Origin of the sequence: Caulobacter sp. DWP3-1-3b2, assembly GCF_049896325.1 — a bacterium.
In the GTDB taxonomy this organism is placed as follows: Bacteria; Pseudomonadota; Alphaproteobacteria; order Caulobacterales; family Caulobacteraceae; genus Caulobacter.
This window is the reverse complement of record NZ_JAFCUB010000046.1, coordinates 1-16,537: the sequence shown is the minus strand read 5'-3', so window position 1 is coordinate 16,537 and position 16,537 is coordinate 1. Positions and strand designations below refer to the sequence as shown.

Sequence of the window (16,537 nt, the reverse complement as noted above, 5' to 3'; positions counted from 1 at the left end):
ACGGAAACGACACGATGGCGGATAAACCGGGCCGGGGTGTCTCGCTTGCAACAGATCTAGTCAGTGTCTTCTTACTTATGCGGGAGAAATCAGCGTGGCCCTTGATGAAATGGCGCGGACGGCCGAAGCGCGGGCCTGGCGGCTGACGCTGGTTTTGGTGGGCGTGCTGACGATCCTGCGGGTCGTGGCGCTGTTCACCACGCCCCTGGAGTTGTACCCGGACGAAGCTCAGTACTGGCTTTGGTCGCGCCATCTGGATTTCGGCTATTTTTCCAAGCCGCCGATGATCGCCTGGCTGATCTGGGCCACGACGCACGTCGGTGGCGACGGCGAGGCCTGGCTGCGGGTCGGCTCGCCGCTGCTCAACGCGGGCACGGCCCTGGTGATCGCCCGCATCGCCCTGAGGCTCTATGGCGACCAGCCGGGGGGCCGATGGATCGGCCTGGCGGCGGCGGCGGTGTTCGCCTTGATGCCTGGCATTCAGCTGTCGTCGGTCTTGATCACCACCGACACCCCGCTGCTGTTTTTCCTGTCCCTGATGATCTGGGCTTGCGTGGCCCTGCCCGCCGCCTCGCCCCGAACCCGGATATGGGTGGCGGCCGGCATGGGCGCGGCGCTGGGCATGGCGTTCCTGAGCAAGTATGCGGCGGTCTACGCCCTGGCCGGCCTGGGCGCGCATCTCTTCATCTCTCGCGCGGCGCGGCGGGCCTGGACCCCTGCCATGGCGGGCGCGTTCTTCGCCGCCCTGTTCGTGGTGTTCGCGCCGAACATGGTGTGGAACCTCAACCACCACTTCTCGACGCTGGAGCACACGGCCGCCAACGCCAACTGGAAGTCGGGCAAGCTGTTCAATCCGATGGAGATGCTGAGCTTCATCGGGTCGCAGTTCGCGGTGTTCGGCCCCGTGCCCTTCGGCGTGTTGGCGGGGGGCGCGATCCTGCTGGCCGGGCGCAAGCGCCTGACCTCGCCCGACCTGATGCTGCTGTGCTTCGCCCTGCCGCCGCTGGTCACCGTCGCCGCCCAGGCCTTCGTGTCGCGCGCCAACGCCAACTGGGCCGGCGCGGCCTATGTCGCCGGCTCGGTGCTGGTCGCCGCCTGGCTGCTGCGCTGGGAGGCCCGCCGCTGGCTGATCGGCGGCCTGGCCCTGCAGGCGGTGCTGGCCGCGCTGTTCCTGACCTGGGTGATCAACCCGCGCACCGCCGAGGCCATGGGCATGGCCAACAGCTTCAAGCGAGTCCGCGGCTGGGACCAGACGGTGCGGACGATCATCGACCGCTCGCGCGAGGAGCAGGCGCTGCATGGCGGCCTGACCGCCGTGGCCGTCGACGACCGGTTCCTGTTCAACGTCGCCGCCTATTACGGCCGCGACTATTTTGGCACGCCGCAAGCGCCGCCCTTGAGAATGTGGGTGCATGAGATCGCGCCCCGCAACCAGGCCGAGGCCGAGGCGCCGATGACCGCCCAGCTCGGCAAACGGGCGCTGATCGCCAGCCTGGACGGCGTCTATCGCGCCAAGATCCAGCAGGACTTCGCGCGCACCTCGGATTTGCAGATCGTCAGTGTGCGTCTGGACAAGAAGCACTCACGCCGTACCGACCTTTTCGTCGCCGAGGGTTTCCAGCCCGTAGCCCGCGATCCGGTGACCGGGCTGCCCTCGGATCCGGCGCCGAAACCGTAGGCGTTTCAGCGGCGAACACTTGCCCCCTACGGGTCGCTTTGCGACCGTCTTCCCCCAGAGGGGGAAGAGCTCAGATGCGCGAGGCTCCGCCCCCTCGCCGCGACAGACCGCGAAGGGGTCGGGTGGGGCAAGTCAGTGATCCACTAAACCCCGACATCGAACGCGGCCTCGGTCTTGGCCTTGACCTCATCCACGGTCACGCCCGGCGCCAGCTCGATCAGCCGCACCGGCGTCTTGCCGCGATTGATCTCGAAGACGCCCAGCTCAGTGATCAGCAAGTCGACCACCCCCGCGCCTGTCAGCGGCAACGAACAGCTGTGCAGCAGCTTGGGCGCGCCGGACTTCTCGCAGTGGTCCATGACCACCACCACGCGCTTGACGCCGGCCACCAGGTCCATGGCCCCGCCCATGCCCTTGACCATCTTGCCCGGCACCATCCAGTTGGCCAAGTCACCCGTTTCCGACACCTGCATGCCGCCCAGGATCGACAGGGCGATGTGCCCGCCGCGGATCATCGCGAAGCTGTCGGCCGACGAGAAATAGGAGCTGCTGTCCAGCTCGGTGATCGTCTGCTTGCCGGCGTTGATCAGGTCGGCGTCCTCCTCGCCCTCATAGGGGAAGGGGCCCATGCCGAGCATGCCGTTCTCGCTCTGCAGCGTCACCGACATCCCCTCGGGGATATAGTTGGCCACCAGGGTCGGGATGCCGATGCCCAGGTTCACGTAGAAGCCGTCTTTCAGCTCCTTGGCCGCCCGTTCGGCCATTTCGTCGCGCGTCCACGCCATCAGACGGTTTCCTTCTGGCGGGTGGTCACGCGCTCGATGCGCTTCTCGAACTTGGCGCCCTTGATCAGGCGATCCACATAGATGCCGGGCGTGTGGATATTGTCCTTGTCCAGCGCGCCGACCTCCACGATCTCCTCGACCTCGACGATCGTGACCTTGCCGGCCGTGGCCATCATCGGATTGAAGTTGCGGGCGGTCTTTCGGTAGACGAGGTTACCCTCGGCGTCGGCCTTCCAGGCCTTGACGATCGACAGGTCGGCCGCCAGGCCGCGCTCCATCACATAGAGCTCGCCGTCAAAGTCGCGCACTTCCTTACCCTCGGCGACCAGGGTGCCGACCCCGGTGCGCGTGAAGAAGGCGGGGATGCCCGCCCCGCCGGCGCGGATGCGTTCGGCCAGGGTGCCCTGCGGATTGAACTCCAGTTCCAGCTCACCAGAGAGGTAGAGCTGTTCGAACAACTTGTTCTCACCCACATAGGACGAGACCATCTTCTTGATCTGGCGGTTCTCCAGCAGGATGCCCAGGCCAAAGCCATCGACGCCGCAATTGTTGGAGACCACCGTGAGGTCCTTGACACCCGTCTCGCGGATCGCCGCGATCAGGTTCTCGGGAATGCCACAGAGCCCAAAGCCCCCGGCCATGATGGTCATGCCATCGAACAAAACACCCGCCAGCGCGTCGGCGGCTGTGGACTTCACCTTGTCGACCATGGTTCCTCCCGGAGCGACTTTCGCCGACTGCTCTGAGCCGCCGGCCGGAGAAATTCAACCCTTGATGAATACAATTTCGATGTGTGGAGTTTCGGCGTGACGGATTGGATTGACCCAGCGGAATCTAGCACTTCGACCGCGCCAGCCGCCACCTCGGGCGTGTTGCTGACTTTGGCTCATCCGGCGCTTGAACGCTCTCGCGCCAACCGCGCCCTGGCCAAGGCGGCCAAGGGGCTGGGCGGGGTCACCTTACACGACCTGTACGAGACCTATCCCGACTTCGCGATCGACATCGAGGCCGAGCAGGAAAAGCTGCTGGCCCACGACGTCATCGCTCTGCAGTTCCCGCTCTACTGGTATTCGACCCCCGCCCTGCTGAAGGAGTGGCTCGACCTGGTGTGGCTGCACGGCTTCGCCTACGGGATCGACGGCAACGCCCTGGCCGGCAAGCGGATGTTCGTCGCCTGCACCACGGGCGGCGCGGCCAAGGCCTATCACGCCCACGGCTACAACCGCTTCACCCTGGACGAGTATCTGCGGCCGCTGGAACAGACGGCCTATCTGTGCGGCATGGTCTGGGAAACGCCCTTCGTGGTGCATGGGGCGGCGGTGAAGAATGACGAGGACCTCAAGGCGGAGGCCGCGAACTACCGCGCCCGCATCGCCTCGCTGATCACCACCCCCGCCGACGCCGAACTGGGGGCATAGCGGATGTCGTTTCTTCTCCAGGCCCTGGTCTATCTCGGCGCCGCCGTCATCTCCGTGCCGATCGCCAAGCGGTTGGGGCTGGGCTCGGTGCTGGGCTATCTGATCGCCGGGGTGGTGATCGGCCCCTTCGCCCTCTCCTTGGTTGGCGAGCAGACCGACATCATGAAATTCGCCGAATTCGGCGTGGTCATCCTGCTGTTCCTGATCGGGCTGGAAGTCCAGCCCTCGACCCTGTGGGACATGCGCAAGGCGATCTTCGGGTTCGGCGGGACCCAGGTCGTGGGCACCTCGCTCGCCATCGCCGGCGTCTCGATGCTGCTGGGCCTGCCCTGGCAGACGGCCCTGGCGGTCGGCATGGTGCTGGCCATGTCGTCCACCGCCATCGTGCTTCAAACCCTCGACGAGAAGGGCCTCAGACAGGGGCCGGTCGGACGCGCCGCCTTTGGAATCCTGCTGCTGCAGGACCTGGCCGTGATCCCGATGTTCGCCTTGCTGCCGACCCTGGCGACCATCGCCCCCAGCGCTCATGCGGCGACTAGCGGTCATGGCGAGAGCCTGGTCGAGCACCTGCCGCGCTGGGCCCAGGGCCTGGCCGTGCTGGTCGCCGTGGGGACGGTGATCGGTGGCGGCCGCTTCCTGGTGCGACCGATCTTCCGCTTCATCGCCGAGGCCCGGCTGCGCGAGATCTTCACCGCTGCGGCCCTGCTGATCGTGGTGGGCGTGGCCAACATCATGCAGATGGTCGGCCTCTCCCCCGCCCTCGGGGCCTTCCTCGCTGGGGTCGTGCTGGCCGAAAGCGAGTTCCGCCGCGAGCTGGAGAGCGACATCGAACCCTTCCGGGGTCTGCTGCTGGGCCTGTTCTTCATCACCGTCGGGGCCGGGATCGACCTGGGCCTGGTGGCGCGCCAACCCCTGACCCTGATCGGCCTGGTGTTCGGTCTGATGGTGATGAAGTTCCTGGTGGTGTTTGGTCTGGCGCGGCTGTTCGGCGCCCCCGCGAGGGGCGCGGCGGCGGTGGCCACCGCCTTGGCCCAGGGCGGCGAGTTCGCCTTCGTGCTGCTGACCTTCACCGTCGGGGCCGGCGTCATCGGCGCCACCCTGGCCGCTCTGCTGACCGCCGCCGTCGCCGTTTCCATGGCCCTGACCCCGGTGGCGATGATCCTCTACGAGCGGATCGCGGCCATGCTCCAGGCGTCGATCCCCAAGGTCGTGCCCGACACCGGCGACTTCGACGATAGTGAGCCCGACATCATCATCGCCGGCTTCGGCCGTTTCGGGCAGATCACCGGCCGCTTGCTGACCGCCAATGGCTTCCGCTCGACGGTGCTGGACAGCGATATCGGGCAGATCGACCTGCTGCGCCGCTTCGGCCGTCGGGTGCACTATGGCGACGCCACGCGGATGGATCTGCTGCGCGCCGCCGGCATCGAGCGGGCCCGGATGCTGATCGTCGCCTTGGATGATCGGGAGAAGACGGTCGAACTGGTCGAGACCGCTCGCAAGGCCTATCCGGAGCTGGTGATCCTGGCGCGGGCCTGGGATCGCCGCCACGCCTATGACCTGCTGGCCAATGGCGCCGACGCGGTTGAACGCGAGACCTTCGAATCCGCCCTCGCTCTGGGCACGACGGCCCTGCAGAAGCTGGGTTATCGCGCCCACCGGGCCCACCGGGCGGGCGCGATATTCCGCCGTCACGATCGCAAGTCGTTCGAGGATCTGCGTCCGGTCTGGGGCCAGGATGAGGCCTATATCCTCGCCTCGCGCGACGCGGCCCAGACCATGGACAAGCTGCTCAGCGCCGACCTCGCGCGCCTGCGCCCCGGCGACGCCAGCGGGGCTTGGGATACGGCCGGCCTGGACGAGGAGTTGAAAGAGCGAGCGGAGCGCGAAGCGGCCAAGTAGCTTGGAGTAACCTACTGCGTCAGCGGGCGCAGGATGATCTCGACACGGCGGTTCTGAGCGCGGCCTTCGGGGGTGTCGTTGGAGGCGACCGGCTGGCGCTCGCCCTGGCCGGCTACGAAGACCCGGTCGCTGATCACCCGGCCGCTGCCCACCAGATAACTGGCCACCGAACTGGCGCGGCGCTCCGACAGGGTCTGGTTATAGGCGTCCGGACCGCTGCTGTCGGCGTGGCCGACGATGTCGATCGTGGTCTGGGGATAGGCGTTCAGTGTACGGGCCACATCGTCGAGCACGCGCAGGAACTGCGGCTGCACCTCGGACCTGTCGACCGCGAAGGTGACGTCGCTGGGCATGACCAGCACGATCTGGTCGCCGTTGCGGCGGATCATCACGCCCGAACCTTCCAGGCTGCGACGGAAGTCGGCCTGCTGGCGGTCCATGTAATTGCCGGTCGCGCCGCCAGCCAGGGCGCCGATGCCCGCGCCGATCAGCGCGTTCTTGCGGCCCTGTTCGCCCTTGTTGGTGTTGGTGAGGTAGCCCAGGGCGGCGCCGATGCCGGCGCCGGCCAAGGCGCCCGTGCCGGTATTGTTGCGCGTCGGCATGCCCGTATAGGGGTCGGTGGTAGTGCAGGCGGTGGTCAGGGCGGCGACGCCCAGCAGGGCGATCCACGGCGCGGTCTTGTTCATCATGGTCGGTCTTTCCCTAATGGGTCGCTCCGAAATCACTGGAGCAGCCTTGATCTCACGCGGTGGCGTGTGATCCCCTGGCAGGCAGAACGCCTGTCCCATGGTCAAGTTCCACTAACGCACATGACGCTCCGATGAACAGCGCGGATTGCGCAGGGCCTTCGCGCACCGCGTTCGGCGGTGTAGTAAGTCCCGTCTTACTAATTTCCGAGGCTCCAGCCCGTGTCCGCATCCGCCATCGAACCCGTCTCGTTCACCCTGTATTCGAAGGACTTCGACAGGTTCGCCCAGGAACTGGGCGCGTCGTTCCAGCGCTACGGCTTCGCCGTGATCTCGGATCACGACATGGCCCAGGCCCGCCTGGACGCGGCCTTGGCCGACGCCAAGGCCTTCTTCGCCCTGCCGGTGGACATCAAGAAGCAATATGCTGGCGCCTCGGGCGGCTCGCGCGGCTATATCCCGTTCGGCATCGAAACGGCCAAGGGCGCCACCCACTATGATCTGAAGGAATTCTGGCACGTCGGCCGCGACCTGCCGCCGGGCCACCCGTTCCGCGCCAACATGGCTGACAATGTCTGGCCAGCCGAGATCACGGGCTTCCACCACAATGTCGGCTGGATGTACGGCGCGCTCGACAGCCTGGGCACGCGGGTGCTGAAGGCCATCGCCACCTATCTGAATCTGGGCCGCGACTTCTTCGACCCCACGGTCAAGGACGGCAACAGCGTGCTGCGCTTGCTGCACTATCCGCCGATCGCCAAGGACGCCACCGGGGTGCGGGCGGGGGCGCATGGCGATATCAACACCATCACCCTGCTGATGGGCGCCGAGGAGGGCGGGTTGGAGCTTCAGGACCGCAACGGCGACTGGCTGCCGATCAACCCGCCGCCTGGCTGCGTAGTCTGCAATATCGGCGACATGCTGGAACGCCTGACCAACCACGTCCTGCCCTCGACTATCCACCGCGTGGTCAATCCGCCGCCGGAACGTCGCGGCGTGGCGCGCTATTCGACGCCGTTTTTCCTGCATTTCGCGTCGGACTATCTGATCCAGACCCTGCCCAGCTGCGTGACGGCGGAAAACCCCGACCGTTATCCCGAGCCGATCACCGCCGACGCCTTCCTTCAGCAGCGTCTGCGAGAAATCAAGCTGGCCTGACCGGCAGGCGCGAACCGGGACGTCCATCAGTCTCCGGACGAGCCAACAGCGAGGCGGCGCAAAAGCCAAAATGAAAGCCCCGGAGCGACGCTCCGGGGCTTTGCTATTTGGTGATCCGCAGGTTCTGGATCGAGCCTGCGATGGTGTTGAACACCGAGGTCAACTGGGCCGCGTCAGTGACGTCGTAATACATGTCGGTCTTGGTCGCGCAGCTCTGCAGGATGCCTCGAGAGTGGCTCGATACGCCCACTCCGATGGCGTAAATCTGGACGCCCTTGAGCTTGGCCGCGGTGCAGACCTTGATCTGCCGGCTGTCGATGGCGTTCATGCGATCGCTAGCGCTGGAATTCTGGTCGAGCGCGTTGCCGTTCTTGTCCTTCAGCCGCTTCTGCCCGGCATAGCCGTAGCCGCTGTAGGTCGAGTTGTTGACGTTGTTGCTTTCGCTCATGACGTTGTCGCCATCGGTGAGCAGCACCAAGACCTTGGTGGTGTTCTTCGTGCCATAGGGCTTCCCGTCGGCGAAGGGGGCGTTGGGCGACACCGAATGCCAGCCCCACGCCGCGCCCATGGCGACATTGGTGTTGCCCGAGGCGATCATCTTGTCGAGCTTGGCCTTGAGCGTGGAGACACCCGAGGCCGTGCGCACATTGGTGAGACGCATGACGCTGGTGATCCCGCAACCGGCATTGGGCCCGCCGTCCACGTTGCTGGCGCCGCCCCGCAGGTTGGCCGCGGTATATTTGGTCATCAGCCCCTGGCGGCGCAGAAAGTCGGACTCCGACTTGAACGGGTTGGGACTGGTAAGGTAGTCCTTGGCATAGTCGTTGGCGGGCGCGGCCGTGTAGTTCTTGGTCTTGGTGTTCCCCATGTCCTGGTAGATTTGGTACGAGGTGTCCGGCTCGTCCGGCGCGAAGAACGGTACGAAGTAAGACTCGGGCTTGGCCGCGTAGGGCGCCTCGTCATTGGTGTCATAGGGGTCGGGCCGGCTTTCAACGCAGCCGCTCCAGGTCAGGCCCATGCCGGTCAACAGGGCGAACCGATCCAGGCGCGCGCCGTCATTGAACAGGTCGTCGCCATATTGCGACGGCAGCGCGCCGCGCAGCCAGCCCTGGCCTTCGAAGTTGGAGCCGACATTCACCGTCATCGAGAAGGGAACGACCGAGATCTTCACCGCGTCGGTCTCGGTGGCGCGGGCCGCGGCCGCGCCCAGCACGTCGACCAGCGACTTGGAAGCGTTGATCAAGGCGTTGATCTTGGTGCCGCCCGATCCCAGATTGCTGGCCATCGAGCCGGTGTTGTCGAGCACCAGCGCGACCTCCAGCTTGTTGACCGAGCGCATGACGGTGGAGGTGGCGGCGACGGTGGAATCGCCGCTGCTCCAGAGGTTGGAGATGATCGGCTTGATCGTGGCGCTGACCGTGCCGACCACGGTGTTGCCGGCGCCCGAAGCAAAGGTCGAGCTGGCGGCGGTGAGGGTCACGCCAAGACCGGCCATTTCCGTGGCCAGGGCGGAGTCGCCAATGGAGTCGAGCCCATCGTCCGTGGTGGCCGTCGAACGCGCGGCCATCAGGGTGGCGGCGTCCAGGGCGTCCTGCAGTTGGCGCTTCTGCAGGCTGGCCCGGCTGATGTCGATAAGGCCGAAGGTCAGGATGGCGATCGGCAGCAACAGCAGGGCGAACTGCACGGCGATCGCGCCGCGCTCGTCCGCGCGGGCCGCCGCGAAACGCCGCGCCAGCCGGTTCCAGATGGACTTGAACAAGGCGAAATTCCCCTTCGAGGGCGTCATGATGCGCCCCGGACGGTGAACAGCCTGCAAACGACGATGGTGAATCGCCGTCGCGGGCCGCGCAAATCACCAGCCGCAGGACTGGCCCTTGTTCTACTGGACCAGCCAGGCGTTGGTCTTCATCGCAAGCCTCCCCAGTCTTCGGATCGTGGAGCCGCATCGGAAGCCTGGCGCCGCCACCCGTCAAATCGGAGAGACCGCGACGTCGCGTACTTTTGGAAAAACGGGCGGCCTCTGCTATAGGCTGCCCTCGATCCTGAAATCTCTTGCCCCCACATTCCCTTTTTTTGGCCCGCCCCTTGAGCGTCACCCTCGACCTGTCGCGCATCACTCCCAAAGCCGACGCCCCAAAGCCGTTGATCAACCTGTCGGGCCTGACCCGGCCGCAGCTGGTCGCCGCCTTGGTCGCGAGCGGCGCCGTCGAGCATGGCAAGGCCAAGATGCGCGCCACCCAGCTGTTTCGCTGGATGCATCATCGCGGTGTCACCGATTTTTCGGCCATGACCGATGTCGCCAAGGAAACCCGCGCCCGACTGGCCGAACAGTTCACTGTGGCGCGTCCCGAGGTGGTCGAGCGTCAGGTCAGCAAGGACGGCACCCGCAAGTGGCTGATCCGCATGGGTCCGGGCATTGAAGTCGAGACGGTCTACATCCCTTCGGTCGGCCGCAGCGGCGCGCTGTGTGTCTCCAGCCAGGTCGGCTGCACGCTGAACTGCAGCTTCTGCCACACCGGCACCCAGGCCTTGGTGCGCAACCTGACCGCCGCCGAGATCGTGGCCCAAGTGCAGATCGCCAAGGACGACCTGGCAGAATGGCCGTCGGACAAGGACGATCGCCTGCTCAGCAACATCGTGTTCATGGGCATGGGTGAGCCGCTGTACAATCTGGGCCAGGTGGCCGACGCCATCGAGATCATCAGCGACAACGAGGGCATCGCCATCTCGCGTCGGCGGATCACGGTCTCGACCTCGGGCGTGGTCCCCCAGCTCGACGCCCTGGGCGACAAGACCCAGGCCATGCTGGCCATCAGCCTGCACGCCACCAACGACGCCCTGCGCGACGAGCTGGTGCCGCTGAACAAGAAGTATCCGCTGGACCAGCTGATGGCCGGCGTCCGCGCCTATCCGGGCATCAGCAACGCCCGCCGCGTGACCTTCGAATATGTGATGTTGAAGGGCGTCAATGACAGCCCCGATGAGGCCCGTGCCCTGGTCAAGCTGATCAAGGGCATTCCGGCCAAGGTCAATCTGATCCCGTTCAATCCCTGGCCTGGCACCGACTATGTCTGCTCCGACTGGGCGGCGATCGAGGCCTTCGGGTCGATCCTCAACAAGGCCGGCTATTCCTCGCCGATCCGCACGCCCCGGGGCCGCGACATCCTCGCCGCCTGTGGCCAGTTGAAGAGCGAGAGCGAAAAGGTGCGAGCATCGGCCCTCCGCAAGTTGTCGGTCGAGGCCATGGTGGGCCGGCTGGACGACGAGGACGAGGCGGCGGCCTAATCTCTCAAAACACCGTGGAGCTGATCGCCTTGGACGCCACCGCCGAGCCTGACTGGCGCGCCGAACAGTTACTCGACAAGGAATACCTCGTCGGCGTCCGCTTCCAGCGGAAGCGGCATCGCACCTATCGCGAGGGTTGGGATCACGATCATTGCGTAGGCTGCTGGGCCACCTTCGCCGAGCGCGATGTCTCCGAACAGATTGACGAGCCTGTACTGCATGACGGCTTCACGACCTGCGAGGATTTCGAATACGGGGCCGAGTATTGGTGGATCTGCTTGGACTGCTGGGCGACCTTCAAGGGTCCGATGAAATGGACCGAAGCCGTGGCGGAAACCGAGGGTGAAACCGGCGCGGAAGCCTGATGAGCGAGCCCCCTACGCACGGCCCTCGAACCCGTGCTAGCAATGCGTCCCTCAAGTTCGGGGTTTATCGCCTTCATGCCGCCACAGCTCCAGTCGCCCGAGATCCAGGCCTTCGCCAGCGGTCTGCCGCTGACCCTGATGCACGCCGCCATCACTTTGGTGATGCTGGTGGTGGGCACGGCGCTCTATGCCCTGTTGACCCCGCACAAGGAGATCAAGCTGATCCGCGAGGGCAACGCCGCAGCCGCCCTGTCGCTGGGCGGGGTAATGGTCGGCCTGGCCATTCCGCTGGCCACCTCGCTTCGGGCCTCGGTCTCGCCACTGGAAATCGTGCTGTGGGGCGTGACGACGATCTTCGTCCAACTGCTGGTCTTCCGGATCACCGACATGCTGCTCAAGGGCTTGCCAGAGCGGATCAACGAGGGCGAGATCGCCGCCGCCGCCTTGCTGGTCGGCGCCAAGCTGGCCACCGCCCTGGTCCTCGCCGCCGCCGTGGCCGGCTGACGCGCCGAGACGCGGGGGCTCACAGTTGCATTTCCCAAGGCTTCCGGACTGGCTGATCTACGGGGCGGTGGTAGCCGCCCTGCTGGTCGTGGCCGTCGGTCGGCAGGAGCGCTCCGACGCCCCCTCGCCGCCACCGCCCGTTCCTGGCGGCGAGGGCTTGCCGCTGGGACCGGCCTCGCCTTTCGATCCCTCGATCGTCGTCCAGGTGCCCGAAAAGGGCCAGCCCGGCAGCGGCACGGCCTTTTCCGTGGATGACAGCGGCGCCTGGCTCACCGCCCGCCATGTCGTGGATGGTTGCAAACAGGCCGCCATCGTCGTTGCCGACGGCCGGGGCGTGGCCGCCAGGATCACGCTCGATCCCACCGGCGACGCCGCCATCCTGACCACCGAGGGCGGCGCCCCCGCCGTGCCGATGCGCGGGATGGGCGAGCCGCCGCGTCGGGGCGAGCGGGCCTATCACCCGGGGTTCCCTCAAGGGCATCCAGGCGAGGTGACCTCCCGCCTGCTGGGGCGTGAAAACCTGGTCGTGCGGGGACGCGGAGCGCGCACCGAGCCGGTGCTGGTCTGGGCCGAGGTCGGCCGCACCGACAATCTGAAGGGCACCCTGTCGGGCCTGTCGGGCGCTCCCGCCCTGGACGGCGCCGGGCGGGTGATCGGCGTCACCGTGGCCGAGTCGCCGCGCCGGGGCCGCATCTACACGACGGCCCCGGAGACCGTCCGCGACCTCATGCTGCAAGGCCGCCGCCGCGCCGCCGGCTTCGCCCTCGGCGAACAGATCACCACCGAAAACTACGGCCGCGTCGCCGACGGCCTGCGCCGCGACCTGCGGGTCGCCCAGGTGGTGTGTTTAAAGACCTAAGGCTCGAACACCTCTGTATCAGCCTCGGCCCGTGCCCGTGCCTCGGCTTCCGCCGCCGCCTTACCCGCCATGTGGCGCGGCTGGCGCGTCGCCACGAGGAAGGACAGCACGATCGCCACGACGCCGATCAGCGCCGTGTAGATGAAGAAGACCGTATAGCCCGCCGCCATGGCTGCGGCGCTGACGCCGAGCTTGGCGCCGGCCGCCGTGAAGCTCTCGGGCGGCAAGCGTGTGAACAGGCCCTTCAGCGCCCCGACCGGTCCGCCGGCCTGGGCCGAGATGGCCGAGGCCTCGACGATCCGTCCCGACTGCGAGGCGAGCAGTTTACCAGGCAGGGCGTAAAGCGACGAGAACAGCGCGTACTGCGTCGCCGTGAACCCCGCCGTGGTCAGGCTGGACATGTAGGCGATCAGGGCCGTGCCGGCCACGCCGCCTGCGATGTTGTCGATGCAGATCGAGGCGAACAGCATGGGCGTGCTGTGGCCGCTCATGGCCAGCAGGGCGAACATCAGGTTGCTGATCGGCTGGGCGAAGGCGCCGACGATCAGGGCCCGCATCAGGCCAAAGCGCGCCACGATCACCCCGCCCAGGAAGACCCCCGCCATCGAGGCGATGATGCCGAACACCTTGCGGATCTCGGCGATCTCGGTGAGCGAAAAGCCCATGTCGCGATAGAACGGGTTCATGATGTTGAGCACGAAGTCCGAGACCCGATAGACGCAGATCGCCGCCAGGATCAGGCCGGCCACGCCCTCGAACCGGGTCAGGAAGTCCTTGAGCGGCGAATAGAGGGCGGTCGACAGATAGACGCCGGGCTTGGTCGCGACCTTGGGGATCGGCCAGGCGGCGACCACGATGACGCCCAGGCCGACGATGACGCCGGCCAGTTGCAGCCAGATCCCGTTCGGCTTGGCCTTCCAGGCCTCGGCCAGGGCGTCGCCGCCAATGATGTTCGACAGCAGGCCAGCGTCGCCCGACAGGCCCGAGCCGACCAACAGGGCGCCGGCCAGCAGGATGGCCAGGCGCAGCAGCCATTCCAGGATTTCCAGCGCCTTGGGCTGGTTGACGCCATCGGTGTGGATCGGCCGGATGACATGGGCCTGTTCGCGCGGCGCCGCCAAGGTGGCGATCACGCCGACCAGCATGGCCACAGCCATGGTCAGGTAGGAGATGTTCCAGCCGAACCGCTCGGCCAGCAGCAAGGGCACCGCGCCGGCCATGATCATCGCCCCGCGATAGCCCCACTGCACCGCCACGGCCATCTGGCCTTGGCGATCGGTGTCGACCACCTCGATCCGCCAGGCGTCGATGACGATGTCCTGGGTGGCGGTGGCGAAGCCGACGATCACGGCGATAGCTGCCATCAGCGGCAGGTTTGTCGCCGGATTGACCCCAGAAATAGCCAGAAGGCCAAGGATGATCACCGCCTGGCAGGCCAGCATCCAGGCGCGCCGATGGCCCACAAGCCCGTGCAGAAACGGAACCTTGGCGCGGTCGATCAGCGGGGCCCACAAAAACTTGAACGAGAAGGAGAGCGTCGCCAGGCTGAAGAAGCCGATCACGGCCAGCGACAGGCCCGCGTCGCGCAGCCACAGCGACAGGGTGTCGAAGATCAGCATGTAGGGCAGGCCGGAGGCGAAGCCGAGACCCAGCATCACCAGGCTGCGGCGCTCGCCGAAGAAGGCCAGGGTCTGAAGAAGACTCTTCTTCGGCGCGGCCTCTGTCTCGTCGCTCATCGCTGCGTTCCCCGATGCGGAGGAACGCCCCGCCTTAGCCGGCGAGCTTGGCGCGTGTCGCGGCTTTCGTCCAGCCGAGCCCGCTCTGTCCAAGGTGGGCCCAGTTCGTGAGCACCCCGCGCAGGGCCGAGGGCGTCAGGGGCTTGGCGAGAAAGTCGTTCATGCCGGCCGCCAGACAGGCGCGGCGGTCCTCGTCGAAGGCGTCGGCGGTCAGGGCGACGATCGGGGTGGTGACGCCGCGCTCGCGCAGGGCCCGGGTCGCCTCCAGGCCGTTCAGGCCCGGCATGCGCAGGTCCATCAGGATCAGGTCGTAGAAGCCGCGCGACAGGGCCGAGACGGCCTCGTCGCCGCTGGCGATGCGGTCGACCTTGCAGCCCTCGCGTTCCAAAAGGGCGCGGGCCAGCAGGGCGTTGATCGGATTGTCCTCGGCCAGCAGCACCCGGACCCCCGTGGCGATGGCCGGGGCGATGCGGTCGTCGTCCGGGACCTTGGCGGGGGCGGTCTCGACCACGGCGGGATGGCTGGCGGTCCCCTTGATCTGAGGAACACGGGCTTCCAGCACCTGGGCGATCAGCGAGGCGCGGCGCAGCGGCTTGATCAGGTAGCCGCTGAAGCCGGCGGCCTTGAGCTTGGCGATGCGGTCGCGTTGGTCGGGCGTCAGCAGCACGATCGAGGCCCGGCCCGCCGGCGGTTTGAATGCTCCGCGAGGACTTCCCCCTTGTGGTTTGGCCAGCACGGCGTCGAGCAGCAGCACGGCGTCGGCCGGCGCGCCCTTCAGGGCAGCAGCGACCGTCTCGCCGGAGAGCGCTTGACCGCCGCTGGCGCGGATCTGGCGAATGGCCGCCTCGCGGATCATGGCGTTGGGCGAGGCGATGGCCACGCAGCGGTCGGCGAGCGGCAGGTCGACAGCGGCGTTGGCGACGGCTTCGAACGAGGCTTCGAACCAGAAGTCGGCCCCCTGTCCCACCTCGCCCCCTACGCCGGCCTCGCCGTCCATGGCCGCGGCTAGGCGGGCGACGATGGCCAGGCCCAGGCCGGCCCCGCCCAGCTGGGCGCGGTGGGAGGGATCGGTTTGGACGAAGGCCTCGAAGATCGCGGCGCGGGCATCCGGCGCCACGCCCGGCCCGGTGTCGCGCACCGAGAAGCGCACGCGACCGTTGGCCATGTGATCGGCGCTGAGCAGCACCCCGCCGGCCTCGGTGAACTTGATGGCGTTGCCGGCATAGTTCAGCAGCACCTGCCGCAGTCGGCCCTCGTCGGCCAGGATGGTGGTCAGGCCCGGCGCGCAGGCCCAGGCGATCTCGATGGATTTCTCGTGGGCCCGAGGGCTCAGCAGCTCGGCGACCTGGCGCAGCAGGTTCTCGACCTCGACCGGCGCGGCCTGCAGGTCGATCGCCGTGGCCCCCAGGCGAGCGAAGTCCAGCACGTCATTGACGAGCGACAGCAGGTGGTCGCCGCTCTCGCGCAAGGCCGCCACATAGGTCCGCTGCTCGGCGGTCAGGCGGGTGCCCTCCAACAGGCGGGCCATGCCCAGCACGCCGTTGAGCGGGGTGCGAAACTCGTGGCTCAGGGTAGCCAGCTGTTCGGGCGTGACCCCGGTGGAGGAAGGGCGGTTGCTCATGGGTGGAACCTAGCAGAGACGACTTAACGGGCGGTTCAAGACGGGCGGCCGGAGACGCGGCTCCGCCGCTTCACGCGGCTGACCCGCTGAAGAGATTGGGGAGGGTGCGAAGCGCCCGGGCTCCGCCCGGAGGTTTTGCAGTAGATGTACCGTTTCGACGAAGACGAGCGCTTCGCGTGGCCTTCAGACGAGAGCCATCGGAGCGCGGGGTCTTAACCCGCTTCCGAAGTGGGCCCCCGGCGGGCGGCAGGGCGGCTAACCCTTCCGGACCGTGCGGGCGATTTCAGCCCGCACCTGTCGGCCTGTCCGCCTACCCCGAGCGCCGGAGTTTCGTCACCACGGGGGTGAACCTGCTCCGAACCGACCTGGGGCGCTCCTTGTCAGAGCACGGCGGACAAGCCTTCCCGCTCGTCCACCCCTGAAAGCCGCCTCGGTCGCCGTACGTGCGCCCTCCCCGTGCTCTCAGGTGAGGACCATTATGGGGGTGGTTTTGGACGCGCCAGGGTTTGTGACGCTGATTATTTCATAGAGCGTTGATAT

14 protein-coding genes are annotated in these 16,537 nt (G+C 67.0%); 8 read left to right on the top strand and 6 right to left on the bottom strand.

What is annotated here, in order from left to right; all coding sequences use genetic code 11:
* The first annotated feature begins 94 nt into the window (after positions 1 to 94).
* Positions 95 to 1,678 carry an ArnT family glycosyltransferase gene (locus ACP7AG_RS19765; protein ID WP_426032997.1) on the top strand — a complete coding sequence of 528 codons (1,584 nt, stop codon included), beginning with the start codon at positions 95 to 97 and terminating at the stop codon, positions 1,676 to 1,678.
* A 143-nt stretch (positions 1,679 to 1,821) separates the two neighbouring features.
* Here ACP7AG_RS19765 and ACP7AG_RS19760 read toward each other — a convergent pair whose 3' ends face one another.
* Together ACP7AG_RS19760 and ACP7AG_RS19755 are read right to left on the bottom strand one after the other, a co-directional pair.
* Positions 1,822 to 2,463 (bottom strand): 3-oxoacid CoA-transferase subunit B, encoded by a 642-nt coding sequence (locus tag ACP7AG_RS19760; RefSeq protein ID WP_426009892.1) that lies wholly within the window; start codon positions 2,461 to 2,463, stop codon positions 1,822 to 1,824.
* Positions 2,463 to 3,173, bottom strand: coding sequence for a CoA transferase subunit A (locus ACP7AG_RS19755; protein ID WP_426009894.1), 711 nt, complete (start codon positions 3,171 to 3,173; stop codon positions 2,463 to 2,465). The genes ACP7AG_RS19760 and ACP7AG_RS19755 overlap by 1 nt, the downstream gene beginning before the upstream one ends.
* A 108-nt stretch (positions 3,174 to 3,281) precedes the next feature.
* Here ACP7AG_RS19755 and ACP7AG_RS19750 point away from each other — a divergent pair, with 108 nt between their 5' ends.
* Complete coding sequence (locus ACP7AG_RS19750) at positions 3,282 to 3,881, top strand: NAD(P)H-dependent oxidoreductase (protein ID WP_426033014.1); 600 nt, start codon at positions 3,282 to 3,284, stop codon at positions 3,879 to 3,881.
* Positions 3,882 to 3,884: 3 nt separating this feature from the next.
* Entirely contained in the window at positions 3,885 to 5,783 is a 1,899-nt protein-coding gene (locus tag ACP7AG_RS19745; protein WP_426009896.1) for a monovalent cation:proton antiporter-2 (CPA2) family protein, read from the top strand.
* An 11-nt stretch (positions 5,784 to 5,794) separates the two neighbouring features.
* Here ACP7AG_RS19745 and ACP7AG_RS19740 read toward each other — a convergent pair whose 3' ends face one another.
* Positions 5,795 to 6,472: an OmpA family protein gene (locus ACP7AG_RS19740; protein WP_426009898.1), complete on the bottom strand. Its 678-nt coding sequence runs from the start codon at positions 6,470 to 6,472 to the stop codon at positions 5,795 to 5,797.
* A 219-nt stretch (positions 6,473 to 6,691) separates the two neighbouring features.
* Between ACP7AG_RS19740 and ACP7AG_RS19735 the strand changes: the two genes are divergently transcribed.
* The gene (locus tag ACP7AG_RS19735; RefSeq protein WP_426009899.1) at positions 6,692 to 7,627 is read left to right on the top strand and encodes an isopenicillin N synthase family dioxygenase; all 936 of its coding nucleotides are present in this window, start codon (positions 6,692 to 6,694) and stop codon (positions 7,625 to 7,627) included.
* 103 nt (positions 7,628 to 7,730) lie between these two features.
* Here the strand turns inward: ACP7AG_RS19735 and ACP7AG_RS19730 are convergent, their stop codons facing one another.
* Positions 7,731 to 9,386, bottom strand: coding sequence for a pilus assembly protein TadG-related protein (locus ACP7AG_RS19730; RefSeq protein WP_426032995.1), 1,656 nt, complete (start codon positions 9,384 to 9,386; stop codon positions 7,731 to 7,733).
* 326 nt (positions 9,387 to 9,712) lie between these two features.
* On the opposite strand from ACP7AG_RS19730, the gene rlmN reads away from it, so the two are divergent.
* The 4 genes from rlmN (at position 9,713) to ACP7AG_RS19710 (ending at position 12,640) form a co-directional block, all read left to right on the top strand.
* Entirely contained in the window at positions 9,713 to 10,912 is a 1,200-nt protein-coding gene (rlmN, locus tag ACP7AG_RS19725) for a 23S rRNA (adenine(2503)-C(2))-methyltransferase RlmN (protein ID WP_426032993.1), read from the top strand.
* Positions 10,913 to 10,941: 29 nt separating this feature from the next.
* On the top strand, positions 10,942 to 11,277 hold the full coding sequence (locus ACP7AG_RS19720; RefSeq protein ID WP_426009903.1) for a hypothetical protein: 336 nt from the start codon (positions 10,942 to 10,944) through the stop codon (positions 11,275 to 11,277).
* Between the two features lie 75 nt (positions 11,278 to 11,352).
* Positions 11,353 to 11,781 carry a DUF350 domain-containing protein gene (locus tag ACP7AG_RS19715; RefSeq protein WP_426032991.1) on the top strand — a complete coding sequence of 143 codons (429 nt, stop codon included), beginning with the start codon at positions 11,353 to 11,355 and terminating at the stop codon, positions 11,779 to 11,781.
* A gap of 25 nt (positions 11,782 to 11,806) precedes the next feature.
* Positions 11,807 to 12,640: a S1 family peptidase gene (locus ACP7AG_RS19710; RefSeq protein WP_426032989.1), complete on the top strand. Its 834-nt coding sequence runs from the start codon at positions 11,807 to 11,809 to the stop codon at positions 12,638 to 12,640.
* On the opposite strand, the gene ACP7AG_RS19705 is transcribed toward ACP7AG_RS19710, so the two are convergent.
* On the bottom strand, positions 12,637 to 14,376 hold the full coding sequence (locus tag ACP7AG_RS19705) for an AmpG family muropeptide MFS transporter (protein WP_426032987.1): 1,740 nt from the start codon (positions 14,374 to 14,376) through the stop codon (positions 12,637 to 12,639). The genes ACP7AG_RS19710 and ACP7AG_RS19705 overlap by 4 nt on opposite strands.
* Before the next feature lie 34 nt (positions 14,377 to 14,410).
* Entirely contained in the window at positions 14,411 to 15,997 is a 1,587-nt protein-coding gene (locus ACP7AG_RS19700) for a response regulator (protein ID WP_426032985.1), read from the bottom strand.
* Positions 15,998 to 16,537: the final 540 nt, after the last annotated feature.

Bases quoted from the DNA above. Each gene is read 5' to 3' on its own strand.
- ACP7AG_RS19760 (WP_426009892.1), bottom strand. From the start codon at position 2,463: ATGGCGTGGACGCGCGACGAAATGGCCGAACGGGCGGCCAAGGAGCTG.
- ACP7AG_RS19755 (WP_426009894.1), bottom strand. From the start codon at position 3,173: ATGGTCGACAAGGTGAAGTCCACAGCCGCCGACGCGCTGGCGGGTGTT.
- ACP7AG_RS19745 (WP_426009896.1), top strand. From the start codon at position 3,885: ATGTCGTTTCTTCTCCAGGCCCTGGTCTATCTCGGCGCCGCCGTCATC.
- ACP7AG_RS19740 (WP_426009898.1), bottom strand. From the start codon at position 6,472: ATGATGAACAAGACCGCGCCGTGGATCGCCCTGCTGGGCGTCGCCGCC.
- ACP7AG_RS19715 (WP_426032991.1), top strand. From the start codon at position 11,353: ATGCCGCCACAGCTCCAGTCGCCCGAGATCCAGGCCTTCGCCAGCGGT.
- ACP7AG_RS19705 (WP_426032987.1), bottom strand. From the start codon at position 14,376: ATGAGCGACGAGACAGAGGCCGCGCCGAAGAAGAGTCTTCTTCAGACC.
- ACP7AG_RS19700 (WP_426032985.1), bottom strand. From the start codon at position 15,997: ATGAGCAACCGCCCTTCCTCCACCGGGGTCACGCCCGAACAGCTGGCT.